The sequence below is a fragment of the Nocardia cyriacigeorgica genome, from assembly GCF_029868385.1.
Taxonomy (GTDB): Bacteria; Actinomycetota; Actinomycetes; order Mycobacteriales; family Mycobacteriaceae; genus Nocardia; species Nocardia cyriacigeorgica_F.
Window position 1 is genome coordinate 33,175 of the sequence record NZ_JARWNX010000064.1, and the last position, 23,367, is coordinate 56,541.

Below are 23,367 nucleotides of genomic sequence, written 5' to 3' on the forward strand. Positions count from 1 at the left end.
CGGCCGACTCAGCCCTGCCCGCCCCCGAAACTGCCCTCCAGCCGATTCCGCGACCCCGGATGAATCAACCGTGCCGAGCTCACCAGCCCGCTGCGCGACCAGGTGCGGCGGCGGATGAGCAGGCAGGGTTCGGAACGCGGGATGCCGAGCAGGCGGCATTCCTCGGCGCTGGCCAGGACCGCCTCGACAACGTGTTCGCCGCGTTCGAGCGGTGCCGCCTCGCTCAGGTAGGTGTTCGGGGTCAGCACGGTGAAGTCCTGATCGAGGTATTGCGGCGCCTCGGCCGGGTTGACGTAGCGGTCCTCCACCTGGATCGGCACATCATCTTCGAAGTGCACGATCAGCGAATGAAAGACCTTGCCGCCCAGGTCGTTACCGAGCACCGGATGTCCGGCTTCGGCCTCCTCGGCCCGAACGAACACGACCTCGGTGCGGTGGCGGTGTCCGCGCTGGGAGATCTCATCGGCGATGTTCTTCACCTCGAACAGCGGTGAGGCCGTCTTGGTGGGGGCGACGAAGGTGCCGACACCCATCACCCGGTTCAGCACACCGTCGGCGGTGAGATCGCGCAGGGCGCGGTTGATCGTCATCCGGGACAGGCCGAGCGCGTTCACCAGCTGGTTCTCCGAGGGGATCTGATCGCCCTCCTGCCACCGGCCGCCCTTGATCTGCGACACGATCAGCTGCTTGACGCGTTCATACGCGGCGGACTCGGTGCCAAGTCCGCCGTAGAGCGCGGCCAACTCCGTGTCGACTACTTCGATCGCCACCACCGATATCCGTTCCCTCGCCTCACGGGGCTTCGCACCGGCCCTTGTCATCGCGCCAGCGCCCGTAGCTGTCTGGTCGCGACCGACAGGGCCGCCAGATCCCGGTCGCCCGATTCCGAGATTGCCCCGAGGATACGTTGCGTACGGTCGAGCCGGGCCGCGCTGCGGTGCTCCCACTCGCCGATGATGTCCTCGGCGGGTTCGGCCGGATCGCCATCGGCGAGTACGTCCTGGCAGAGGGCGCGGATCGTGGCGTACAGCTCGTCGCGCAGTGCGACTCGCGCGAGCGCGTTCCATTTGGTGCCACGTTCCAGCCGCGATACCGCGACCAGCTGCGCCACCACACCGAGCCGTTCACCGAGCAGGTAGTAGACCTCGGCGACCGATGCGGCCGGGCGGCCGGAGATCTCGGCGACCTCGACGATATCGAGTAGCGCGAACCGGTCCAGCAGCAACGACACTCGCGCGGCCAGCTCCTCGGGTACGCCACGGTCGACCAACGCTGTGGTGCGCGCGTGCAGCGCGGCCGCGTCGCTACCGGACAGCCACCCCGCGATATGCGGTGTCAATGCGGCGATCTGGGTGCGGAACCGCCGGATCTCGGCGCCGACGGCCAGCGGTTGCGGACGCTGGGTGAGCATCCATCGCGACGCGCGGTCGAGCAGACGGCGGCTGAGCACGATCAGCTCGTCGGTGAGTTCGGCGCTCAGCCCGCTACCCCGGATATCGCGCCACAGGGCTGGCAGGTCGAAAACCGCCGCGACGACGGCGAATGCGCGCACGGCGTCGGCGTTGCTGGCGCCGGACTCCTCGGTGAGCCGGTAGGCGTAGGTGATGCCGCCGTTGTCGACGACGTCGTTGGTCAATACCGTTGCCACGATCTCGCGGCGCAGCGGATGGTCGGCGATGACATCGCCGTATTCCGCGCGCAGTTGTCGCGGGAAATAGCGGGCGAGGTCGTCGGCGAATGCCGGGCTGTCGGGGAGGTCACCGGCCAGCAGATCGGCCTGTAGCCCGAGCTTGACGTGCGCGAGCAGGGTGGCCAGTTCGGGCGAGGTGAGCGCTGCGCCGCTGCGTCGCCGGGCGGTGATCTCCTTCTTGCTCGGCAGCACCTCCAAATCGCGGTCCAGGCCGGTGGTCGCCTCGAGGTGGTCGATGAGCCTGCCGTGCACCGCGATCGACGCTGCCGCCCTGGCGCGGCTCGTACCCATGAGCTGGTTCTGGGACTTGTTGTCGGACAAGACGAGCCGCGACACTTCGGAGGCCATCGCGGCCAGCAGGTCATTGCGTCCGGCGGTGTCGAGCCTGCCGGAGCCGACCAGCGCGTCGAGCAGGATCTTGATATTGACCTCGTGGTCGGAGCAGTCGACACCCGCCGAATTGTCCAGTGCGTCGGTATTGATCCGGCCGCCCGCCTGCGCGTATTCGATCCGGCCGCGCTGGGTGAAGCCGAGATTGCCACCCTCGCCGACGATCCGGGCCCGCACCTCGGCGCCGTCGACCCGCACGGCGTCGTTGTTCTTGTCGCCGACATCGAGGTGGGTTTCGGTGGTCGCTTTGACGTAGGTGCCGATGCCGCCGTTCCACAGCAGATCGACCGGCGCCCGCAGGATCGCGCGCACCAGCTCGGGCGGCGTCATCCGTACGACCTCCTCCGGCAAGCCGAGCGCGGCGCGCACCTGCGCGCTGATCGGCACGGCCTTACTGCTGCGTTCCCAGACCCCGCCGCCCGCGCTGATCAGCTCGGGCGCGTAATCCGCCCAGCTGGAGCGCGGTATCGCGAACAGACGGCTGCGTTCGGCGAAGGAAAGCGCCGGATCGGGGTTCGGATCGAGGAAGATGTGGCGGTGGTCGAACGCTGCGACCAGCCGGATATGCCGGGAGGAGAGCATCCCGTTGCCGAAGACGTCGCCGCTCATATCGCCGATGCCGACCACGGTGAAATCCTCGGATCGTGGATCCACACCCACCTCACGGAAGTGCCGTTTCACGCTCTCCCACGCGCCACGCGCGGTGATACCGAGCGCCTTGTGGTCGTAGCCGACCGAGCCGCCGGAAGCGAAGGCGTCGCCGAGCCAGAATCCGTAGCGGGCCGCGACGTCGTTGGCGATATCGGAGAAGGTCGCGGTGCCCTTGTCGGCGGCAACCACCAGGTAGGTGTCATCGCCGTCGTGGCGGCGGACCCGTGGTGGCGCGATCGTCTCGCCGGTGGTCAGGTCCATATTGTCGGTGAGGTCGAGCAGGCCAGCGATGAACGAGCGGTAGCACTGGATCCCCTCGGCCCGAACGGCTTCCCGATCGGCGGTGGGCGCGGGCGGCCGCTTCACCACGAAACCGCCCTTGGCACCCGCGGGGACGATGACGGCGTTCTTCACCGCCTGCGCCTTCGCCAGGCCCAGTACCTCGGTGCGGAAATCCTCCTTACGATCCGACCAGCGCAGCCCACCGCGCGCGACGGCACCGAACCGCATGTGCACACCCTCGACTCGCGGCGAGTACGCGTAGATCTCGAAGCGGGGCCGCGGGAACGGCAGCTCGGGAATCCGGCGCGGATCGAATTTGAAGGTCAGGCAGGTCCATTCATCGGGGTCCGGGTGCACATAGTGGTTGGTGCGCAAGGTCGCCCGGATGACGCTGAGGTATCCACGCAGAATGCGATCGGCGTCCAGGCCGGGCACGGCGGCGATGCCGTCTTCCAGTACTTCCAGCAGCGAATCGGCGGTCGAATCCGATGCGTCGGGGTCGAACCGGGCCTCGAACAGCTCCACCAGGCCACGGGTGATTCCCGGATGTTCGGCCAGCACGCTCGCGATATGGGCGCGGCTGTACGGGAATTCGCCCTGCCGCAGGTAGTTCGCGTAGGCGCGCAGCACGGTGACCTGCCGATGATCCAGTCCGGCGCGGGGCACCAGCTCGTTGAATCGGTCGGCCTCCGCTCGGCCGTGCCAGATGGCGGCGCAGGTGTCGGTGAAGCGGCGGGCGAAGTCGGTGACGTCCAGGTGGGCGGGCAGTACGCGCTCGGGGTAGCGCAGCGAGAACCGGTAGATCCGGCAGGCGAGCGCGCTGGTGTTGTCGATGACATACGGCCGCTCATCGAGCACCTCGACGCCGAGGCTTTGCAGGATCGGCAGCACCTCGCTCAGCGAGGCCGATCGGCCGCCGAGGTACAGGGTCAGCCGCCACTGGTCCGGGGCTGCGGCCATCCGTTCCAGCCGCAGATCGATGGTGTCGGGGCCCAGGCGCTCCAGTCGGCCGATGTCGTTCGGTGCACTACCCGGATCGACGTCCTGCTTATAGCCTTCTGATATGGCCGACACATAGTGGTCGGCCAGGTTGCGAGCGATCGGGGTGGCGAGGAAGCGCGCATCCCAGTCGCCGCCGGACCGCTCGTGCCGCACCCCCGCATTCGAATCGCGTACCGGAGCCGTGGACGTTGCCTTCATGTCACTACCTTCCGAGCGGAAAAGCCATCGCTTCCACCGAGGACGCTTGACAGGTGGTTGTATATACAGGACTATACACGTAAATCCTGATTTTCAGTGACCGGGCACACATTCGTCATTCCGAGGAGAGAACCCCATGACCGACGCCTCCACCGCGCCGCAATCCGGCCCGCGCCCCGTCGCCGCCGACCATGGCAGCCAGCTCAGCACACGGGGCTGGCAGCAAGAGGGCGCGCTGCGGATGCTGATGAACAATCTCGACCCCGAGGTCGCCGAACGCCCCGACGACCTCGTCGTCTACGGCGGCACCGGCCGCGCCGTCCGCAGCTGGGAGGCATTCGACGCGATCGTGCGCACGCTGAAGACGCTGGAATCCGACGAGACGCTGCTGGTGCAGTCCGGTAAGCCGGTCGGCGTGTTCCGCACCAACGAGTGGGCGCCGCGCGTGCTGCTGGCCAACTCCAACCTGGTCGGCGACTGGGCCAACTGGGAAGAGTTCCGCAAGCTCGAACAGCTCGGCCTGATCATGTACGGCCAGATGACTGCCGGTTCCTGGATCTACATCGGCAGCCAGGGCATCCTCCAGGGCACCTACGAAACCTTCGGCGCTGTGGCCCGCAAACGTTTCGGCGGCACGCTGGCCGGCACCATCACCCTCACCGCGGGCATGGGCGGCATGGGCGGCGCGCAGCCGCTGGCCGTCACCATGAACGACGGCGTCGCGATCTGCGTCGACTGCGATCCGGCCCGTATCGACCGCCGCATCGACCACGGCTACCTCGACACCAAGGTCGACACCGTGCAGGAAGCGCTCGACCTCGCCACCAAGATGCGCGATGAGCGGCGACCGCTGTCCATCGGCCTGGTCGGCAATGCCGCCGAAATCTTCCCGCAGCTGCTCGAGATGGACGCGCCCATCGATATCGTCACCGACCAGACCTCGGCCCACGATCCGCTGTCCTATCTGCCCATCGGCGTCGCGCTCGAGGACTGGCACACACTCGCCGACAAGGATCCGGGCTGGTTCACCACCGAAGCCCAGTCCTCGATGGCCAAGCACGTCGAAGCCATGGTCGGTTTCATGGACAAGGGCGCGGAGGTCTTCGACTACGGCAACTCCATCCGCGACGAGGCCCGCAAGGGCGGCTACGGCCGCGCCTTCGAATTCCCCGGATTCGTGCCCGCCTACATCCGCCCGCTGTTCGAAGAGGGGCTCGGCCCGTTCCGCTGGGCCGCGCTCTCCGGCGACCCGAAGGACATCGCCGCCACCGATAAGGCGATCCTCGAGCTGTTCCCGGAAAACGAGCACCTCAAGCGCTGGATCACCATGGCGGGCGAAAAGGTGCAGTTCGAGGGCCTGCCCGCGCGCATCTGCTGGCTCGGCTACGGCGAACGCCACCGCGCGGGCCTGAAGTTCAACGAAATGGTCGCTTCCGGTGAGCTTTCCGCCCCTGTCGCCATCGGCCGCGACCACCTCGACTCCGGTTCAGTGGCGTCTCCGTACCGCGAAACCGAAGCCATGGCAGACGGTTCCGACGCCATCGCCGACTGGCCGCTGCTGAACGCCCTGCTCAACACGGCGTCCGGCGCGTCGTGGGTGTCCATCCACCACGGTGGTGGCGTCGGGATGGGCCGTTCCATCCACGCCGGTCAGGTGTGCATCGCCGATGGCACCGAGCTCGCGGCGCAGAAGTTGGAGCGGGTGCTGACCAACGATCCCGGCATGGGTGTGATCCGGCACGTCGACGCCGGCTACGAGCACGCCGCCGAGATCGCGCGGGAGCGCGGAGTCCGGATTCCGATGCAGGAGAGCTGATCTGAACGGTGCGGCGGCCAACTGCCGGCGCGCCGACGATTGCGATGACCTCGGAGCTGCGTGAGGGGCAGCTCCGAGGTCGTCGTGCGTTCGGTCTCAGCGACGTTGCTTGCGACGGCGAGAGTACTGCCGCGTAGCGAAAGGGACTGCCTCGCTCGTAATTTGCCCGATCGGACAGAATCCCGAGCGTGACCGACGAGAACGACCTGTTCGATGGGGTTCCCCTTGCCGAGGCTGCGCTCGCCGGCCAGAACCTGGACCTACTGTCTTCCAGCGAACGTGACGCAATCCAGTCATACGCTCTGAACGGGTTCGAGCGGATCAATAGAGCTCTCTGGGAGCAAATCCCGATGACGCCCACCCTTGCCCAGCTCATCGACACCATCAGATCGGCTCTGATGAAATACCCACTCCCGGCGATGGTTCGCGTCACTCGTGAAACAGGGGCGCATATTTTCGGCATCGCCGACGATGATTCGGCACGCGCACTGATCTATCGGGAGTTCACACATCGTGGCTTCTTGTCTGCGAGCGGAGCGGCGAACCCTCCTCGATCACGTCGCCATGTCGACCCTGTGATCCTTGACCTGCTTGTCCCTGCGGGCACCCCGGCCTTACGGCTGGGGGAGCTGGCGGAGATCCCTGACGAACGTGAGGTCCTGGTCATCGACGCGCGCACCTACTTCGTGGTTGGTGTCGGCTGGGAGCATGTGGCGTATTCAGGCGATTGTTGTGGAGGGCTAGCGATGAGTGCATTGACGCGGGAAACGTTGCAGGCCGTCGAGGTGAAACTGTCCCCGAAGCAGGTCGAGGCACGGCGCCGCCAAGCCGAGAAGCTCCTCGGCAAGAAGCTCCCACCCCGCGAGACCACCTCGCGCGGAAAGTAGGAACCGCCGTTTTGGTGCCAGGCGCAGGTGCACCCCTGGAACCGCGTAGAAGCGCGTCACGGAAGGTGACCCGCCGGCGAGGGCGACGCGTCGGGCCAGCGGCATTTCACACCCGACACACCCATGCCAGCCGCTGACCACCTGCGGCAGCCTGAGGCCACCCGCCTGGTCAGTTGCGCTGGGCACCCTCGGGCCAGACGATCTCGACGGGAATGCCTGCATTGCGGGCGAGGTCTACGACGGTTCCGGTGCCACCGCGTTCGCTGACCTGCCCGTCCCACACTGCTATCAGCCGATCGGCTCCGAGTATCAGTTGGGCGTTGGCGGCTTCGTAGGCGTCGCGGCCTGCGTCATCGAAGTCCATGGCGTGGACGGACGCGGCACTGGCCAGCAGGCGGTCGAACAACTCGGCATGGTCAGGCTTCACCTTGCGCTCCCGATAGTTGCGCGAAGGCAACACCACCTCGAGCTGCCCGCCACAATCCAACACCGCCTGCGCGAACACCGAGTCCGCACCCCGGGCGACGCAGCTCACGCCGACCAAGTTCTCGTGCCCGTTCAACTCCTGCACGATCCGGTCGTAGACCAGCTTCGCCGTGTTCAAGGTGATGTTCATGTGGCCGGTGACAGCGATGCGCAACAGCGTTCCTTCCCGTATCGACAAACCGGATGACACATCGCCAACCAGTAGAACAGCTGCTTCGCAGCTGACACGCGAGTGGCACATGACGCGGGCGCTTCTCGGCGTTTCCCACCGCAATGTGCCACTCGCGCCGACGCTACTGTTGTCGGCGGCTATCGGGCGCTATCGATCACCGGGTCCCATTGTTGCTGAGCGCTATCGGTCGAGTTCGTCGAGAACTGACACGATCAGCTGCCTGGCTTCGCGACCGTAGAGAGCGGACCGCTTCAACTCCTCGAACATGCGGGCGTAGAGGTTGATCTCGGCGGGCTGCGTTACCTGGATGCTCGCGGACGGAGTTTCGAGAGCGACCAGGTCGTCGTCGAAGATCCAGAACCCGGTGCTGCCCACTCCGCCGCGTTCGCGCATCAGCGGGATGATGCCGAGGGAGACCTGCGGCAAGGCCATTACTTCCAGTAGGCGGCCGAACTGCCCGGCCTGCACCTCGGCGGATCCGAACCAGGTGCGCAGCGCCTGCTCTTCGAGGACAACGACGAACCGGCGGCCGCCGCGCTGCACGATCTGCTGACGCTCCATCCGGATCGATACGGCCTCATCGATGTCATTCGGGGTATTCAGGAACCGGACCCAGAACTCGAGCATTGCCCGTGCGTAGTCCGCAGTCTGGAACATCCCGGGAATCACATTGTGCTCGTAGATGCGGAAGACCTTGGTGGCCCGGTATCGCTGCGGTGTATGTGCACCGAGAACTCGCTTCATCCCGGCCCGGGACTCGCGCCGGTGCTCCACATAGGCGGAGTCGACTGCCGACAATGTAGCCAGGAGATCGGGCTCTTCACCTGCGGCTCCGGTGTCAGCGACGCGCAACAGCGTTACCTCTTCAAATGATGGGCGGGACCGGGCTCGACGCGGCCAGCATGCCGCAGCGCGGATCTCCTGTCACGTGCCGGCCCGAATGAGTCGGCCGGGGGGCATCCGCTTACTACAGTGGGGCTGGTGTTTGCACTCGTTGTGAAGTTCGAGCTTCAGGATTCGGCGAAGGCCGCCGCTTTCGACCAGCTCGTCGCGGAGACCGTGCGGGATATCGCTGAGCACGAGCCGGGGACGCTGGTCTACGCCACGCATCTCGTCGAGGGTGAGCCGCTCGCCCGGGTCTTTTACGAGGTGTACCGCGACCGGGCGGCGTTCGACGAGCATGAGCGGCAGCCACATACACGGCGGTTCCTCGAAAGACGCGGTGAGTTCGTCGCCGATTTCCGGGTGGAGTTCCTGACTCCGGGAGTTGCGAAGGGCATTGCTGGTGCTTGAGGGCTACAGCCGTTCCGCGATCCCGCACCAGACTGCGAACCCGTGGACGGTATCGACCGTGCGAGCTTCGGCGCGAGCCAGAGCGCGCACCGCCTCGTGAACCATCGGGTTGTACCGGGTCTGCGATGGAGCGATGTCCTTCGCCATCTGCAACGCGGCGAACGAGCGGCGTCTGTCGCCGTGTAGCAAGTGCGCTCGTGAAAGGTCGATGTAATGGTGGCCGGCGCGTTCCTTGGGTGCGTCGGTCGGGATGACCAGGGACCGGGCGCGGTTGAGGGCTTCCGTGCCATCCATCGCCTCGACCGCAAGGGCTACCGACCAAATACCGACGTTCGTCGGCCCGAACGACAGAATGGGATCTCGGTCGTCGCCGAGCCGGAGCGCGGTCGCGCGAGCTTCCGCCAGATGGGCATCTGCGAGATCCCGCTTCCCTGACCTGGACGCCGCGAGACCGGATTGCAGGTGCAGTCCGCCCCATGCGATCAGGTCGTCTCGGCGGCCGATTCCGAGTCGGGGTTCTATCTTTGCGCGGCAGCGTTCCAGGTAGGCGAGCGCAGCCGCCCAGTCGCCGCCTGCGGTCAGCCCTGCCGCCCGCTGGAACTGTGCAGCCGCGACCCACAGACCGTGATCGGCTTCGCTTGCCGCCCAAGCCATCCGGTCGACCGCGAGCGCAGCGAGGTCGATGTAGCCGAGCTTGTGCGCGAGGCTATGGCAGGAGTAGTACAGCTCGCACATCAAGGTCTGAGCCTCGACTCGTTCGCTGCCGCGACTGCGGTGTATCGCCGCCCGCAACTCGCCGAGCAATGGCGGCAGCGACTCACCGAGCCGATGGAATGACGCTGCACGCCGAGATCGGCGCACCTTTACTACCGATTCGGCCATCTCCTGCATCGGCCGCGTCTCGGTCACACGCGTGTTGTCCATGTCGTGGGCGGCCAGCTCGGCGCGCAGGATCGAAATGGCGGTGTGCACCTGGGTATCGGGGCCTGGCGCAGGCGGGTACGGCTGTCCGGTCAGTTCGGTCACGCTGACATTCAGAGCCTTCGACACTGCTCCCAGGAACCCCGGCGTCGCCGACACCCGTTTCTGCTCAACCGACCGAAGCAGGCCGACCGAAACATTCGACTTGTCGGCCAGCTGCTTCTGCGTCAGCCCAGCCAACTTCCGGGCCTCTGCTACACGCGCTGCCACGCTGGCGCGAGACTCGCTCATAGTCACGGCTCCATTCAACGTCGCCTCTCGTGCCAAGAGTACGAAGAATCTTCGTACTTCGCGGCCGAAAGCTCAGGCACTGTCACACTCAGCCCTCGGCGCCGGGTGCGTGCCCCTCATTCCCCGGCGCCGGGTGGTCACCAACAACCAACTACCGCAGGGGGTTCGATGGCTGACTACATTGCCGCGTTTGCCGTGGCCGGTTCGATAGCCGTGTTGCTACTCGGCCTGATCTACGTGCTGCCCTACACCTTCGGGGAGGACGAGCCGCCGATTACCGCGCGGGCGCCGAGAATGTCGGCGCAGACGGCGCATGCGCTCATGCAGGTGCACAGGCGGTGCAGTATCGAAGACTGCCCGCATAAGCGGGATGCGTATCGGACGCTGGTTGCGGTCGGGGCGATTACGCCGGATTTGCGGGCCGAGCGGTACATGCGGTGACCGATCCCGGCGAGGAACGGTGCGGGTGGGTGCAGTGGGATGACGGGACCTGGTCGGAGTTGGACGGGTATGGGACACCGAGCGAGCGGCGGACGCTCGAGGAGATGCTGGAGAGCCTGCGACGGGCGGAGGGCGAGTGAGGCCACATGCCTGGCGGGCACTCGCAGGTGAAGGTCCGGGCAACCGCAAAGGCCGCATAAGCGGGACGCCTACCGGACGCCGGTCGCGGTCGGGGCAATCACACCGGATCAGCGCGCCGAGCGGTATGTGCGGTGACCGGCCCCGAGGATGAGCCATGCGGGTGGGTCCACTGGGATGACAGCACCTGGTCGACGCTGGATGGGTACGGAATGCCGAGCGAACGGCGAACACTCGAGGAGTTGCTGGAGGAGCTGCGGCAGGAGGCGGATGAGTGAGGAACTTTCACCCCCGTGTAGCACTTTGCCCACAACGTAGCATTCTCACGTACGCTGTAGGCATGAAGAAGATCCAGCAACGCGATCTACGCAATGACAGCGGCAAAGTCCTGGCTGCGGTCGAAGCCGGTGAAAGCTTCACCATCACCCGCAACGGCAAGCCGGTGGCTGAACTCCGGCCGCTGACCCGACGGACCTTTGTTCCCGTGGCCGAACTCGCCCGCACCAGCGCCCGTCTGCCTCGCGTCGACTACGCCGAATGGCGCGCCGATATGGACGCGATGCTCGACCAGGAGCTTCCCGACCGTGAGTGAGTCCGACCAGAGCATCCTGCTCGACACTTCGGTTCTCATCGATTTTGCCGAAGTACAGTCAGCGCTTCCGGAGGAAGCCGACGCCTCGATCAGCGCAATCAGCTTGGCTGAGCTTGCCGCCGGGATACATTCTTCGAAAGACCCGGTCCGGCAAGCCGAGCGTCAATTGCAGTTCCGTTGGGTCGTGCAATCGTTCGAACCGCTTGTTTTCGACGCCGAAACCGCCCATGTGTACGGGTCGCTCGCATTCCTCGTCGAGCAGATCGGACGTAAGCCCCGGGGAAGAGTCGCCGACCTCCAGATTGCTGCGACGGCAGTGCAGCACGCCCTGCCCTTGTACACACGCAATCCCGATGACTTCAAGGGTCTGGGCCCGCTGTTGAACGTGATCCCCGTGTAGGCGGCCGGGGAGGCTCGGCCCTGTTCTTGACCGATGGCACCTGCCGCTGAAGGGCAGGTGCCATCGAATTCTCCCGGCGAGACCGGGCGCCAACTCAGTCCAGCTGTCCGATCACCGATTCCGCACCGGCGACCAGCGCACCAGAAGCTGCGAGCTCCACGGCCTTTTCGATCTCCGGTGCGAGATGGCGGTCGGCCCCGGGGCCTTCCACGTGCTCACGCAGCACCGCGCGCACGGCAGCGGTGGCCGGGGACGGTTCGAGCGGGGCGCGCAGGTCGAGCGCGCGGGCTGCGGTCAGCGCTTCGATGGCCAGGACGCGGGTCAGCCCGTCGAGCGCCCGACGAAGCTTCCGCGCGGCCGACCAGCCCATGGACACGTGGTCTTCCTGCATCGCCGAGGACGGGATCGAATCCACGCTGGCGGGGGCAGCCAAGCGCTTGAGTTCGGAAACGATGGCCGCCTGGGTGTACTGGGCGATCATGTGTCCGCTGTCGACGCCCGGATCGTCGGCCAAGAACGGCGGCAGGCCGTGGTTGCGGGCCTTGTCGAGGAAGCGGTCGGTGCGGCGTTCGCTGATGCTGGCCACATCGGCTACGACGATGGCGAGGAAGTCCAGGACGTAGGCGACGGGGGCGCCGTGGAAGTTGCCGTTGGATTCGACGCGGCCGTCGAGGGTGACGACGGGGTTGTCGACGGCGCTGGCGAGTTCGCAGGCGGCGACGCGTTCGGCGTGGGCGAGGGTATCGCGGGCGCCGCCCGCGACCTGGGGCGCGCAGCGCAGGGAGTAGGCGTCCTGGACGACGGTGCAGTCGGGGGTCGCGTGGCTGGCGACAATGGCCGAATCCGCGAGCAGGCGAGTCATATTCGCGGCGGCGATGGCCTGGCCGGGCTGGGGGCGCAGAGCTTGCAGGTCGGCGGCGAAGACCTTGTCGGTGCCGAGCAGGCCCTCCACGCTCATCGACGCGGTGACGTCCGCGAGCTTGAGCAGTTCGCGCAGATCGTCGCAGGCCAGCACCAGCATGCCGAGCATGCCGTCGGTGCCGTTGATCAGGGCCAGGCCCTCTTTCTCCTCCAGCTCGACCGGCTCGATACCGGCCGCCGCCAGAGCTTGCGCGGCGGGCATCAGCTCACCGTCGGCATCGCGGACGGTGCCCTCGCCGATCACCGCGAGCGCGACATGCGACAGCGGCGCGAGATCACCGGAGCAACCGAGGCTGCCGTATTCGTGCACCACCGGCGTGATCCCCGCCGACAGCAGATCGGCGTAGACCTGCGCCACCTGCGGGCGGACGCCGGTGCGACCGGTGGCGAGAGTGGACAGTCGCAGCAGCATCAACGCGCGCACCACCTCCCGCTCCACCTCGGGGCCGGAACCAGCGGCATGCGAACGGACCAGACTGCGCTGCAACTGCTTACGCAGCTCCAGCGGGATATGCCGGACGGCGAGCGCGCCGAATCCGGTCGATACGCCATAGACAGGCTTCGGGTCCGCCGCCAGCGCCTCGATCCGCTTGCGGCTTTCCGCGAGCGCGTCCAGCGCGTCCTCGGACAACCGCACCGGGGCGCCGCCCCTGGCGACGCGCACCACGTCCTCGGGCGCCACCGGACCGGTCCCGACGACGACGGGATCGGCATTTCCGGTCGCTCCACGCTCGGTGCGGCGCAAGGTCTCCATACTCACAATTGTTCTCCGTTCCGAAAGAGGTATCAGGACAAACTCAGGCGCGCTCGGTCACCGGCGCGGCGACCGGAACGTCGTCCGGCTCGGGCTGCGGACGAACCCACCAGCGATAGGCGATGAACAGCAGCACCAGCCACCCGACGCCGACGACCAGCGCGACCCTGCTGTCGGTGTCGAAGGCGATCACGCCGATCACGAACACCAGGAATCCGATGGTGATCAGCTGCCCGTAGGGCCAGAACGGCACCGGGAACTTCAACGCCGCGGCTTCCTCGGCGCTCATCTTGCGGCGCGAGCGGTAGTGCGAGAGCAGGATCATCAACCAGACGAAGATGGTCGCGAAAGTGGCGATCGAGGCGATGACCAGGAACACCTTGTCCGGGATCAGATAGTTGAGGAGCACACCGACCAGCAGCGTGACGGTCATGATGACCACCGTCATCCAGGGCACGCCATTGCGGGAGACCTGCTTCATCACCGCGGGCGCCTGGCCGCGCTGGGCCATTCCGAACATCATCCGGCCCGCGCCGAAGATATCGCTGTTGATAGCCGACAGCGCCGCGGTGATCACCACGATATTGAGCACCGTCGCGGCCGGGCCGATGCCGAGTCCCTGGAAGATCTGCACGAACGGGCTGCTCTCACCGCTGATGCTCTGCCACGGGTTGATGGCCATGATGACGGCCAGCGTCAGCACATAGAACAGGATGATCCGCACCGGCACGGTATTGATCGCGCGCGGGATGGTGCGCTCGGGGTTCTCGGCTTCGCCCGCGGTGATACCGATGATCTCGGTGCCGCCGAAGGCGAACATCACGATCGCGAAGCAGGCGACGAAACCACCGAACCCTTCAGGGAAGAAGCCGCCGTCGGCCCACAGGTTGGATACCCCGGTGCTGGTGTCGTGCATGCCGAAACCGAAGATCAGGATGGCGATGCCGCCCGCGATCATTGCCACGATCGCGACAATCTTGACCAGGCTGAACCAGAATTCGACCTCGCCGAACACCTTGACGTGCAGCATGTTGATCGCGCCGATGAAGAAGATGATCGACAGCACCCAGATCCAGCGGGGCACATCGGGGAACCACAGCCCCATGTACACGCCGAATGCGGTGACGTCGGCGAGGCAGACGATGATCATCTCGAAGGTGTAGGTCCAGCCGGTCATGAATCCGGCCAGCGGGCCGAGGTGCTTGCTGGCGTACTCGCCGAACGAGCCCGAGACGGGATTGCTCACGGCCATCTCGCCGAGGGCGCGCAGCACGATGTAGATCGCGGCGCCGCCGATGAGGTAGGCCAGCAGCACCGAGGGCCCGGCGCGGTTGATCGCCTCGGCCGAGCCGTAGAACAGGCCGGTCCCGATGGCCGATCCGAGCGCGATGAAACGTATGTGCCTGGCGTTGAGCCCACGGGTCAGCACGTCGGCGGTCTTGTTCAAACCATTCTCCCGAGATCGTTCAGGCGGAAAGCGACCGATGCGTTCGGACCGCGGTTGTGTGTCCCGTCACATTGGCCCTACATGTATAAGCCTGTCTATACAGGAATGTCAACGCACACATATCGGGCGACTCGCGCCCGCGGCGCCCGAAACGGACGAATCGCCATGTCAGCCCCTTGACAGCCTGTCTATACAGGCATATACATATTCGCCATGGGGTGATCCACCACACAGAGCGGGTAACCACCGCGCAGTCGGTCGCCACCCATGTCGACGCCGCAGAAAGTCAGGCCTATGAACAACGACGGCACCTCCGATGACCTCCTCAGGCTCGAACGCCGCACCATCGACGTCGTACCGGACAACGAACGGCACGGCACACCCCGCAGCCAGTTCACTCTATGGTTCGGGGCGAACATGCAGATCACCGCGGTGGTCGACGGTGCGCTCGCGGTCGTCTTCGGCGCCGACGCGCTCTGGGCGATCCTCGGGCTACTGATCGGCAACGTCTTCGGCGGTGCGGTCATGGCGCTGCATTCGGCGCAGGGCCCGCGTATGGGATTGCCGCAGATGATCTCGAGCCGCGCCCAATTCGGCGTCAAGGGCGCGGTGGTTCCGCTGGTGCTGGTGATCCTGATGTATCTGGGATTCGCCGCCACCGGGACCGTGCTGGCCGGGCAGGCGGTGAACAAGATGCTCGGAATCGACAATCCGACCGTCGGCATCGTCATCTTCGGCGCACTCACCGCATTCGTCGCGATCACCGGCTATCGGCTGATCCATGTGGTCGGCCGGATCGCCACCGTGATCGGGATCCTCGGCTTCACCTATCTGGCGATCCGCCTGTTCGCCGAATACAACGTCGGCGATTTCGTCGGCATCGTCGGATTCGACGCGGTCACCTTCCTGCTGGCCATCTCCCTCGGCGCGGGCTGGCAGCTGACCTTCGGCCCCTACGTCGCCGACTATTCGCGATACCTGCCGCGCAGCACCAGCGAACGCACCACCTTCTGGTCGACCTTCCTCGGCAGCGTGATCGGATCGCAGTGGTCGATGACGTTCGGCGCGCTGGTCGCCACGGTCGCCGGTGACGCCTTCCTCGGCAATCAGGTCGGATTCCTCGGCGAACTCGCCGGACCGGCGATCCTCGCGTTCCTGATCTATCTGGTGATCGTGGTCGGCAAGCTGACGGTGAACGTGCTCAATGCCTACGGCGGGTTCATGTCGGTACTCACCAGCGTCACCGCGTTCAACGGCCGCTCGCATATCTCCACCGTCGCCCGCAGCCTCTACATCCTCGGGTTCGTCGCGGTGTCGATGTTGATCGCGATCGCCGCGAGCGCCGACTTCCTGGAGAACTTCAAGAACTTCGTCCTCGTCCTGCTCATGGTGTTCACACCGTGGAGCGCGATCAACCTGATCGACTACTACCTGATCTCCAAGGAACGCATCGATCTGCCCGCGCTCTACGATCCGGCAGGTCGCTACGGCGCCTGGAATGTGCCCGCGCTGGCCTGCTACGCCCTCGGCGTGGTCGCGCAGATTCCGTTCCTGGCGCAGAAGCTCTACACCGGGCCGATCACCGATCTGCTCGGCGGCGCCGATATCTCCTGGATCGTCGGCATCGTATTCACCGGCGCGATCTATTACCCGATCGCCAAACGCACCAACCACCCGCCCGCGCAGATGATCTACCCCTCGCATACCGAGATGGTCGACACCCGGATCTAGGAGTTCGTGCATGACAACCACCGCTTTGACCGATATCGGACTGCTCGTCACCAATGACCCGGCCCTCGGTGACGGCCCGCTCGGGTTGCGCCGCGACGCCGCGATCGTCTTCGAGGACGGCGTGGTGGCGTGGGTCGGCGATTCCGCCGACGCACCGGCCGCGGACACCGGCCATGAGCTGGACGGGCGAGCCGTACTGCCCGGATTCGTGGAATCGCATTCGCATCTGGTGTTCGCCGGGGATCGCGCCAAGGAGTTCGCGGCGCGGATGTCCGGGCAGAAGTACGCCGCCGGTGGCATCCGCACCACCATCGCGGCCACCAGGGCCGCCACCGATGAACAGCTCGGGGCCAATGTGCGGCGGCTCATGGACGAGTCGCTGCGCGCGGGCAGCACGACTGTCGAATGCAAATCCGGGTACGGGCAGACGGTCGCCGACGAACTGCGCAGCGTCGAGGTGGCGGGCCGCTACACCGACGAGGTGACGCTGCTGGCCGCGCATGTGCCGCCGCCGGAATACGCCGGGCGCGTCGACGAGTACGTCGCGATGACGGTCGCCGAGATGATCCCGAAGTGCGCACCGCATGCGAAATGGATCGATGTGTTCTGCGAGCAGGGCGCGTTCGACCGGGATCAGGCGCACGCCGTGCTCACCGCCGGTATGGCGTACGGCCTGATCCCCCGTGTGCACGGCAATCAGCTGCGGCAGGGGCCGGGGGTGCAGCTCGCGGTGGAGTTGGGTGCGGCGTCGGTCGATCATGTGACACATGTGAATGCCGCCGATATCGACGCCCTCGCCCATAGCGACACCGTCGCGACCCTGTTGCCCGGCGCCGACTTCTGCACGCGCAGCAGCTATCCCGACGCACGCGCGCTGATCGACGCCGGGGTGACCGTGGCGCTCGGCGCGGACTGCAATCCGGGCACGAGCTACACCACCAGCCTGCCGTTCTGTATCGCGATCGCGGTCCGCGATATGCGCATGACCCCGGACGAGGCGGTGTGGGCGGCGACCGCCGGTGGCGCTCGTGCGCTGCGCCGCACCGACGTCGGCGCACTCACCCCCGGTTCCCGCGCCGACGCGCTCGCGCTCGACGCGCCGACCCATCTGCACCTGGCCTACCGGCCCGGTGTCCCACTGATCAGCCGAGTGTGGCGCAACGGCACGCTCGCCTACTCGAACTGAGGAGCACCCGATGCAACCCCGCTGGACCGGACGCACCGACGGCACCACGCCAGAGCATCTGCGCTGGCATCAGGTTGTCGAACCGTATGGCAAGGGAGTCGCGCCCGGCGCGTGCGTATTCCTCGGATTCGCCAGCGATGAAGGCGTGCGGCGCAACAAGGGTCGAGTGGGCGCGGCGGCGGGCCCGGATGCGCTGCGGCAGGCGCTGGCCCCGATGGCGTTGGCGGCACCGCATCGGGCCTTCGACGCGGGCACCGTGACGGTGACGGACGAGCGGTTGGAGGAGGGTCAGCGGGTACTCGGCGCCGAAGTGAGCACCCTGCTCGACGCCGGTCACTTCCCGATCGTGCTCGGTGGCGGACACGAGATCGCCTACGGCACCTACCTCGGCGTCGCGGGCTCGGCGCGCGGCAGCGCGGCCGGACGGATCGGAATCCTCAACCTGGATGCCCATTTCGATCTGCGCGCCGATCCGATTCCCAGTTCTGGCACCCCGTTTCGGCAGATCCTCGAAGCCGACGGCAGTGTGCGCTACGCCGTGCTCGGCATCAGTCAGCCGAGCAATACCGCCGCGCTGTTCGACACCGCCGCGAAGTTCGACGTGCGCTATCTGCTCGACGACGACTGCGATCGGGCGGCCGCGCTCACCTTCGTCGACGACTTCCTCGCCGAGATCGACCTGCTGTACCTGACCATCGACCTCGATGTCCTGCCCGCATCGGTCGCACCGGGCGTCAGCGCGCCCGCCGCGTTCGGCATCCCGCTCGCCACGATCCAGGCGGTCTGCGACCGGGTGACCGCCAGCGGCAAACTCGCCGTCGTGGATGTGGCGGAGCTGAATCCGGGGCTGGATATCGACAATCGGACCGCACGCACGGCGGCGCGATTGATCCACCGCATCGCCACCCGGCATGTGCCGCACGACAGGTGGACATAGCCGGGCGCGCCGAGGCCGCTATTAATCTCGAACCGTGACCAGCGAACCTCACGAGGCGGCCCTCGAGCTGCTCGATACTGTCACCGAATCGACCCGGCGTCTGCTCGCCACGATCGATTCCCTGGACGATGCCGCGTTGCCAGAGCCGTCCCTGCTGCCCGGCTGGACCCGCGGCCACGTACTCGCCCATCTGTCGCGCAATGCCGACAGCCTGGTCAATCTGCTGTTGTGGGCCCGCACCGGCGTCGAGATCCCGCAGTACGCAAGCGCTTTCCTGCGTGAATCCGATATCCAGGAGGGCGCACCGCGCCCGCTCGCCGAACAGCGCACCGATTTCGTGGAGTCGGCCGAGCGGTTCGCAGGTCTGGCCCGCACCCTCAGCCCGGAGCAATGGCAGGCCGAGGTCCGCACTCGCCAGGGCCGTCCGATCCCCGCCACCGAGGTCGTGTGGATGCGCTGGCAGGAGGTCGAAATCCACCACGTCGACCTGGACGCGGGCTACACCCACACCGACTGGCCCGCCGACTTCATCGCGCGTCTGCTCCCCGAAGCCGCGACCGCACTGAGCGCCACCGCCACCGAGCCGTTCGAGATCATCACCCCCGACCTCACCACCACCATCGGCGAAGGCACTCCGACCCACACCATCACCGCCCCCACCGCCGACACCCTCGTCTGGCTCCTCGGCCGCACCACCCCCGACACCCTCCCCCGGCCACTCCCCCCACTTCCCGCCTGGAAGTAGTCGAGTGGCACCTGGCTGCGGTGAACGTCGAGAAGGGTCCGCAGCCAGGTGCCACTCGCGGGCCTCAGGCGGCTTTGGCGGACCAGCCGTGGTGGGTGAGGCGGCTGTGGGGGGCTACCGTCGCCACGGGGGCGCCGGTGCAGTTGTCGGAGGCGAAGAGCAGGAACGCGCGCGAGCTGCGGTTGTCGACCTCGATCTGGCGCGGGAAGCCGCTGGCCCAGCACTGGTCGAGGTTGCTCAGTTCGAGCGTCCCGTCGAGGATGACGACCTCGCGGCCGTCACCGCCGCCACCACCGAAGGATCCGGTGGGGAAGGCGGACGCGGCGGGCGCGACCACCGATGCCGCGACGATGGCGAGAGCGCCCATGCAGGAGACCATTCCGAGTTTCACGCGCCGATGCTACAAGCAGCTCGCCTACCATCCCCATCGCTGGCGGGCGTCAACTGCCGCCGGTCGGGCGCGGGCGGAGGATCTGGTCTCCGGCGTCGACGTAGCGCTCGAACAGATCGGTGACATCGGCCAGGCGGGCGCGGGCCGGTGGGCCGTCGGTGAGTTCGGCGCCCTGACGGAGGACGTCGATGAATCGGCGCGCGCGTTGCTGGCTGGCCGCGAGCAGGTTCTCCAGACCTCCGCAGGCCTCGACGAGTAGCCGTCGGCTGCCGGGTTGCGCGATGGTGCGGGCCAGTCCCCAGGACACCAGTTCGCGGACCGCTGTGCTCACCGCTCCTTTGCTGGCTCCGGTGATCGCGCCGAGGTGGTCGAGGCCGACCGGTTCGGATTCGAGCAGGAGCCTGCCGTAGACGCGGCCGGTGACCCGCGCGAGGTTCCAGGAGGCGAACAGGTCGCCGACCTGCTGGGCGAACTCTTCTCGCTCATCGGTGCTCATGATCGGATCTCGCGCAGGAATTCGAGCAGTACAGCGGTGACCGCTTCGGGTGCGTCCAATGGCGCGAGGTGGCCCGCGTCGGCGATGACGTGTTCGCCGACCCCTTCGGCCTTCGCCCATCGGGGCATCGCGGAGGCGATGTTCCCGGTGCGATCGAGGGCGCCGCGGATCAGGCACAGCGGGAGCGGGGTCCGGTATCCGGGTTCCGGTTCGACCAGGCTGGCGGTGGCCCGCCAGACCTCGATGAATTCGTTCTTGCCGATCCGGGTGAAGGCGTCGGCGGCGTAGGTGCGGGCCGCGGGCGTCACGGCGGAGGCGTCGGCCATCATCCGCGGCAACGTTCGTGCCGGTATGAGCCGCAGCAGTGGTGCGGCCATCCGCAGCAGACCGCGCTCCCAGGCCCGCAGCGGCCCGTGGTTCCAGGTCGAGTCGATGACGACCAGCCCGGAGTAGCGGCGCGGTTCCCGATGCACCGCGGCTTGGCTCAGATTCCCGCCGAGCGAGTGCCCGACCAGCACCGGCCGCTCCAGCCCGAGGTGCTCGATCAGGGCGGTGAGATCGGCCAATGCCCGCTCGGCGGTGAACCCGTCCTCGTTCGGGCGTGACCGACCATGTCCGCGCATATCCCAGCCGACCACCCGCATCCCGGCCCGCCGCACCGCGTCGATCTGTTCGTCGAACATGTCCGCGTCCACACCCGCACCATGGGTGAACAGCACGGGCAATCCCTCGCCACCACTGTCGTAGTAGCGGATCGCGCACCCCGGAAGCTCTAATGCCTGTGTCATATTCACAATATTCTGAATATAGCAGAACAACGACCACGCGGCCCGAACCCGTGGACGCGGGCAAATACAAGAAGGCCCCTCCCGAGTGGGAGGGGCCTTCTGATGTGCGCCCGAAGGGATTCGAACCCCTAACCTTCTGATCCGTAGTCAGATGCTCTATCCGTTGAGCTACGGGCGCATGCGGTGTTCAGTTGTTCACCCGGTTTCCCGGGCTTGGCGGAGGCGAGAGGATTTGAACCTCCGGTCCCCGTGAAGGGACAACTCATTAGCAGTGAGTCCCATTCGGCCGCTCTGGCACGCCTCCTGGAGCCTTCTCTTCGAGGGCACCGGTCCTTTCGAACCGCCGAGCAGCAAGGTTACAGTAGCCGATCCACAGAGTGCAAAACGGCTGGTAGTTAGCGTAAATTGCTGTCGAACCAGTCGAAGATGCGGGTTTGCGCGTCGACGAGATCGTCGCGCTCGTCATCGTCGTCGCCGGGGTTGTCGGCGCGGTGCAGCAGACCCGGATAGCTGATCACCAGACTGGCCACCGAGGCGCGGGCCGCGGCGTCGCGCAGTTGCTCGACCTCCTCGGGCGGGGTGGCCGGATCGGTATCGCCGAACAGACCGAGCCATGGCGCTTGCAGACTCGGGGCCACCCGCACCAACGCGTCGGCCTGATCGGTGAGCGGACTGGTGATGCCAGGAGCCGCGACGCTGACGGCGGCGCCGATGGGCCTGCTGGTCGCGACGAGGAGGGCGGCGGTGCCCGCGGTATCGAATCCGAGCGCGCCGATGCAATCGGGGAACACCCCGCGCCGGGTGAGCCAGTCGAAGCAGGCGTCGAAATCCTCGAAGAGTTCGTCGCCGAACACTCCGGTCGACGGGGTGTCGGTGGCGCGGTGGAACAGGTTGGGCGCGACCACCGTCCAACCCTCGGTGGCCAGCGCCTGCATCAGTTCCAGCAACGGCCCGGTGAACTCGCTGGACTCGTGCAGCAGCACGATGCCGCCGCGGGCATTGCCCTCGGGTTCGACCACCGTGATGGGCACCTGCCGGTGTGCGGCCGGGCGCTGATCCGGCTCCTGCTCACCCTCGGTCGCCATGTCGTCCCCGACGCGCAGCGGCGCTAGATCGTCATAAGTGCCCGACATGGATCCAGCGTAGGACCAGAATCTGATCTTGGGGAGAAATTGCACGTGAGAGGCCCTCCCGCACGGAAATTCCTGGGCCGGGCATATGGTTGGGGGGTGACCGCGCAGATTCGGCCGGACCTCGATTCGATTCCGGCGTACGTCCCCGGCCGCAACCACCCCGGTGCGGTCAAACTGGCAAGTAACGAGACCACCTTCGGCCCGCTGCCGACCGCCATGAAGGCCATCGCGGAGGCGGCCGAGCTGGCGAGCCGCTATCCGGACAATCAGGTCACGGAGCTGCGTTCGGCGCTCGCGGAGTTCCTCGGCGTCTCCCTGGCGAACGTCGCGGTGGGCTGCGGCAGCGTCGCACTGTGCCAGGAGCTGGTGCAGATCACCTGCTCTTCACCCGAGGACGAAGTGGTGTACGCGTGGCGCTCGTTCGAGGCGTACCCGATCGTCACCCAGGTGGGCAATGCCAAGGCCGTTCCGGTGCCGCTGGACCCGGAGCTGGTGCACGATCTGGACTCGATCGCCGCCGCGATCACCGACCGCACGAAGATGGTCTTCATCTGCAATCCGAACAACCCCACCGGCACCGCCGTCGGCCGCGAGGCGCTGACCCGCTTCCTCGACACCGTCCCGAGCAACGTGCTCGTGGTCCTGGACGAGGCCTACTACGAGTACATGCGGCTGACACCGCAGGACCATCCCGACGGCGTCGAACTCGGCCGGACCCGCCCCAATGTCGTTGTGCTGCGCACCTTCTCGAAGGCCTACGGTCTGGCCGGATTGCGCGCGGGCTATGCGGTGGGCGCACCCGAGGTGATCACCGCGCTGCTGAAGGTGCACATCCCGTTCAGCGTCAATCGGGTGGCGCAGGCCGCCGCGATCGCCTCGTTGGAGGCGCGGCACGAACTGCTCGACCGCACCGAGCCGCTGATCGCCGAACGCGACCGGGTGCGCGAAGCCCTCCTCGCCGCCGGCTACCGGGTGCCGCCGAGTGAGGCGAACTTCGTCTGGCTTGCGCTGGGCGAGCACAGTTCCGCGTTCGCCGAGGCGAGTGCCGAGGCCGGTGTGCTGGTGCGGCCGTTCGCCGGTGACGGCGTGCGCGTCACCACCGGCGACCAGCACGAGAACGATCTGTTCCTGAGCTTCGCCACCGATCCGGCGGTCGCCGCCCGCTTCACCGCCTGACCGCCCGCTGCA

At 66.8% G+C, this 23,367-nt stretch carries 21 protein-coding genes, 2 tRNA genes and 1 pseudogene; 11 read left to right on the forward strand and 13 right to left on the reverse strand.

Going from position 1 to position 23,367, the window contains the following annotated elements; genetic code table 11:
* Nucleotides 1-8: 8 nt before the first annotated feature.
* Nucleotides 9-821, reverse strand: coding sequence for a histidine utilization repressor (gene hutC, locus QH168_RS25600; protein ID WP_280468399.1), 813 nt, complete (start codon nucleotides 819-821; stop codon nucleotides 9-11).
* A pseudogene (locus QH168_RS25605) lies at nucleotides 818-4,165 on the reverse strand (NAD-glutamate dehydrogenase domain-containing protein); the annotation flags it as partial. The pseudogene QH168_RS25605 and the gene hutC, both read right to left, overlap by 4 nt.
* A gap of 184 nt (nucleotides 4,166-4,349) precedes the next feature.
* On the opposite strand from QH168_RS25605, the gene hutU reads away from it, so the two are divergent.
* Entirely contained in the window at nucleotides 4,350-6,029 is a 1,680-nt protein-coding gene (gene hutU / locus QH168_RS25610; RefSeq protein WP_280468400.1) for a urocanate hydratase, read from the forward strand.
* Nucleotides 6,030-6,217: 188 nt separating this feature from the next.
* Nucleotides 6,218-6,916 carry an ADP-ribosyltransferase gene (locus QH168_RS25615; protein ID WP_280468402.1) on the forward strand — a complete coding sequence of 233 codons (699 nt, stop codon included), beginning with the start codon at nucleotides 6,218-6,220 and terminating at the stop codon, nucleotides 6,914-6,916.
* A gap of 169 nt (nucleotides 6,917-7,085) precedes the next feature.
* Here the strand turns inward: QH168_RS25615 and QH168_RS25620 are convergent, their stop codons facing one another.
* Nucleotides 7,086-7,556 (reverse strand): hypothetical protein, encoded by a 471-nt coding sequence (locus QH168_RS25620; protein WP_280468404.1) that lies wholly within the window; start codon nucleotides 7,554-7,556, stop codon nucleotides 7,086-7,088.
* A 198-nt stretch (nucleotides 7,557-7,754) separates the two neighbouring features.
* Nucleotides 7,755-8,372, reverse strand: coding sequence for a DUF5753 domain-containing protein (locus QH168_RS25625; protein WP_280468405.1), 618 nt, complete (start codon nucleotides 8,370-8,372; stop codon nucleotides 7,755-7,757).
* A gap of 174 nt (nucleotides 8,373-8,546) precedes the next feature.
* Here QH168_RS25625 and QH168_RS25630 point away from each other — a divergent pair, with 174 nt between their 5' ends.
* Nucleotides 8,547-8,867: a putative quinol monooxygenase gene (locus QH168_RS25630; RefSeq protein WP_280468407.1), complete on the forward strand. Its 321-nt coding sequence runs from the start codon at nucleotides 8,547-8,549 to the stop codon at nucleotides 8,865-8,867.
* A 3-nt stretch (nucleotides 8,868-8,870) separates the two neighbouring features.
* Here the strand turns inward: QH168_RS25630 and QH168_RS25635 are convergent, their stop codons facing one another.
* Nucleotides 8,871-10,079 (reverse strand): helix-turn-helix domain-containing protein, encoded by a 1,209-nt coding sequence (locus tag QH168_RS25635; protein WP_280468408.1) that lies wholly within the window; start codon nucleotides 10,077-10,079, stop codon nucleotides 8,871-8,873.
* 168 nt (nucleotides 10,080-10,247) lie between these two features.
* Between QH168_RS25635 and QH168_RS25640 the strand changes: the two genes are divergently transcribed.
* The 3 genes from QH168_RS25640 (at nucleotide 10,248) to QH168_RS25650 (ending at nucleotide 11,650) form a co-directional block, all read left to right on the forward strand.
* Nucleotides 10,248-10,520: a hypothetical protein gene (locus tag QH168_RS25640; RefSeq protein ID WP_280468410.1), complete on the forward strand. Its 273-nt coding sequence runs from the start codon at nucleotides 10,248-10,250 to the stop codon at nucleotides 10,518-10,520.
* A 478-nt stretch (nucleotides 10,521-10,998) separates the two neighbouring features.
* Nucleotides 10,999-11,250: a type II toxin-antitoxin system Phd/YefM family antitoxin gene (locus QH168_RS25645; protein WP_194986026.1), complete on the forward strand. Its 252-nt coding sequence runs from the start codon at nucleotides 10,999-11,001 to the stop codon at nucleotides 11,248-11,250.
* On the forward strand, nucleotides 11,243-11,650 hold the full coding sequence (locus QH168_RS25650) for a type II toxin-antitoxin system VapC family toxin (RefSeq protein ID WP_280468412.1): 408 nt from the start codon (nucleotides 11,243-11,245) through the stop codon (nucleotides 11,648-11,650). Before QH168_RS25645 ends, QH168_RS25650 begins: the two co-directional genes overlap by 8 nt.
* Nucleotides 11,651-11,744: 94 nt before the next feature.
* Here QH168_RS25650 and hutH read toward each other — a convergent pair whose 3' ends face one another.
* On the reverse strand, nucleotides 11,745-13,325 hold the full coding sequence (gene hutH / locus QH168_RS25655; RefSeq protein WP_280468914.1) for a histidine ammonia-lyase: 1,581 nt from the start codon (nucleotides 13,323-13,325) through the stop codon (nucleotides 11,745-11,747).
* 43 nt (nucleotides 13,326-13,368) lie between these two features.
* The gene (locus tag QH168_RS25660) at nucleotides 13,369-14,772 is read right to left on the reverse strand and encodes an amino acid permease (RefSeq protein WP_280468414.1); all 1,404 of its coding nucleotides are present in this window, start codon (nucleotides 14,770-14,772) and stop codon (nucleotides 13,369-13,371) included.
* Nucleotides 14,773-15,066: 294 nt separating this feature from the next.
* Between QH168_RS25660 and QH168_RS25665 the strand changes: the two genes are divergently transcribed.
* Genes QH168_RS25665 through QH168_RS25680 form a run of 4 tightly spaced genes read left to right on the forward strand, consistent with a single transcriptional unit; the run spans nucleotide 15,067 to nucleotide 19,371 of the window.
* Nucleotides 15,067-16,503, forward strand: coding sequence for a purine-cytosine permease family protein (locus QH168_RS25665; protein WP_280468416.1), 1,437 nt, complete (start codon nucleotides 15,067-15,069; stop codon nucleotides 16,501-16,503).
* Between the two features lie 10 nt (nucleotides 16,504-16,513).
* Nucleotides 16,514-17,689, forward strand: a complete 1,176-nt coding sequence (hutI, locus tag QH168_RS25670) for an imidazolonepropionase (RefSeq protein WP_280468418.1) — start codon at nucleotides 16,514-16,516, stop codon at nucleotides 17,687-17,689.
* 10 nt (nucleotides 17,690-17,699) lie between these two features.
* Nucleotides 17,700-18,626 (forward strand): formimidoylglutamase, encoded by a 927-nt coding sequence (gene hutG, locus QH168_RS25675; protein ID WP_280468419.1) that lies wholly within the window; start codon nucleotides 17,700-17,702, stop codon nucleotides 18,624-18,626.
* Nucleotides 18,627-18,660: 34 nt separating this feature from the next.
* The gene (locus QH168_RS25680) at nucleotides 18,661-19,371 is read left to right on the forward strand and encodes a maleylpyruvate isomerase family mycothiol-dependent enzyme (protein ID WP_280468421.1); all 711 of its coding nucleotides are present in this window, start codon (nucleotides 18,661-18,663) and stop codon (nucleotides 19,369-19,371) included.
* A 64-nt stretch (nucleotides 19,372-19,435) separates the two neighbouring features.
* Here the strand turns inward: QH168_RS25680 and QH168_RS25685 are convergent, their stop codons facing one another.
* The 6 genes from QH168_RS25685 to QH168_RS25710 form a co-directional block, all read right to left on the reverse strand.
* A complete protein-coding gene (locus QH168_RS25685) occupies nucleotides 19,436-19,762 on the reverse strand; it encodes a hypothetical protein (RefSeq protein WP_280468422.1) in 327 nt (108 codons plus the stop codon).
* A 49-nt stretch (nucleotides 19,763-19,811) separates the two neighbouring features.
* A complete protein-coding gene (locus tag QH168_RS25690) occupies nucleotides 19,812-20,258 on the reverse strand; it encodes a GbsR/MarR family transcriptional regulator (protein ID WP_280468424.1) in 447 nt (148 codons plus the stop codon).
* Nucleotides 20,255-21,046: an alpha/beta fold hydrolase gene (locus QH168_RS25695; protein WP_280468425.1), complete on the reverse strand. Its 792-nt coding sequence runs from the start codon at nucleotides 21,044-21,046 to the stop codon at nucleotides 20,255-20,257. The genes QH168_RS25690 and QH168_RS25695 overlap by 4 nt, the downstream gene beginning before the upstream one ends.
* 105 nt (nucleotides 21,047-21,151) lie before the next feature.
* Nucleotides 21,152-21,224 (reverse strand) — tRNA-Arg (locus QH168_RS25700).
* 36 nt (nucleotides 21,225-21,260) lie between these two features.
* A tRNA-Ser gene (locus QH168_RS25705) sits at nucleotides 21,261-21,350 on the reverse strand.
* 91 nt (nucleotides 21,351-21,441) lie between these two features.
* Nucleotides 21,442-22,179 carry a dienelactone hydrolase family protein gene (locus QH168_RS25710; protein ID WP_280468427.1) on the reverse strand — a complete coding sequence of 246 codons (738 nt, stop codon included), beginning with the start codon at nucleotides 22,177-22,179 and terminating at the stop codon, nucleotides 21,442-21,444.
* A 96-nt stretch (nucleotides 22,180-22,275) separates the two neighbouring features.
* Here QH168_RS25710 and hisC point away from each other — a divergent pair, with 96 nt between their 5' ends.
* Nucleotides 22,276-23,355, forward strand: coding sequence for a histidinol-phosphate transaminase (hisC, locus tag QH168_RS25715; RefSeq protein WP_280468428.1), 1,080 nt, complete (start codon nucleotides 22,276-22,278; stop codon nucleotides 23,353-23,355).
* Nucleotides 23,356-23,367: the final 12 nt, after the last annotated feature.

What these genes read in the sequence shown, in the direction of transcription:
- hutG (WP_280468419.1), top strand. Translation starts at nt 17,700, where the DNA reads ATGCAACCCCGCTGGACCGGACGCACCGACGGCACCACGCCAGAGCAT.
- QH168_RS25635 (WP_280468408.1), bottom strand. Translation starts at nt 10,079, where the DNA reads ATGAGCGAGTCTCGCGCCAGCGTGGCAGCGCGTGTAGCAGAGGCCCGG.
- hutI (WP_280468418.1), top strand. Translation starts at nt 16,514, where the DNA reads ATGACAACCACCGCTTTGACCGATATCGGACTGCTCGTCACCAATGAC.
- QH168_RS25695 (WP_280468425.1), bottom strand. Translation starts at nt 21,046, where the DNA reads ATGACACAGGCATTAGAGCTTCCGGGGTGCGCGATCCGCTACTACGAC.
- hutC (WP_280468399.1), bottom strand. Translation starts at nt 821, where the DNA reads ATGACAAGGGCCGGTGCGAAGCCCCGTGAGGCGAGGGAACGGATATCG.
- QH168_RS25710 (WP_280468427.1), bottom strand. Translation starts at nt 22,179, where the DNA reads ATGTCGGGCACTTATGACGATCTAGCGCCGCTGCGCGTCGGGGACGAC.
- QH168_RS25690 (WP_280468424.1), bottom strand. Translation starts at nt 20,258, where the DNA reads ATGAGCACCGATGAGCGAGAAGAGTTCGCCCAGCAGGTCGGCGACCTG.
- hutH (WP_280468914.1), bottom strand. Translation starts at nt 13,325, where the DNA reads ATGGAGACCTTGCGCCGCACCGAGCGTGGAGCGACCGGAAATGCCGAT.
- QH168_RS25640 (WP_280468410.1), top strand. Translation starts at nt 10,248, where the DNA reads ATGGCTGACTACATTGCCGCGTTTGCCGTGGCCGGTTCGATAGCCGTG.
- hutU (WP_280468400.1), top strand. Translation starts at nt 4,350, where the DNA reads ATGACCGACGCCTCCACCGCGCCGCAATCCGGCCCGCGCCCCGTCGCC.
- QH168_RS25645 (WP_194986026.1), top strand. Translation starts at nt 10,999, where the DNA reads ATGAAGAAGATCCAGCAACGCGATCTACGCAATGACAGCGGCAAAGTC.
- QH168_RS25665 (WP_280468416.1), top strand. Translation starts at nt 15,067, where the DNA reads ATGAACAACGACGGCACCTCCGATGACCTCCTCAGGCTCGAACGCCGC.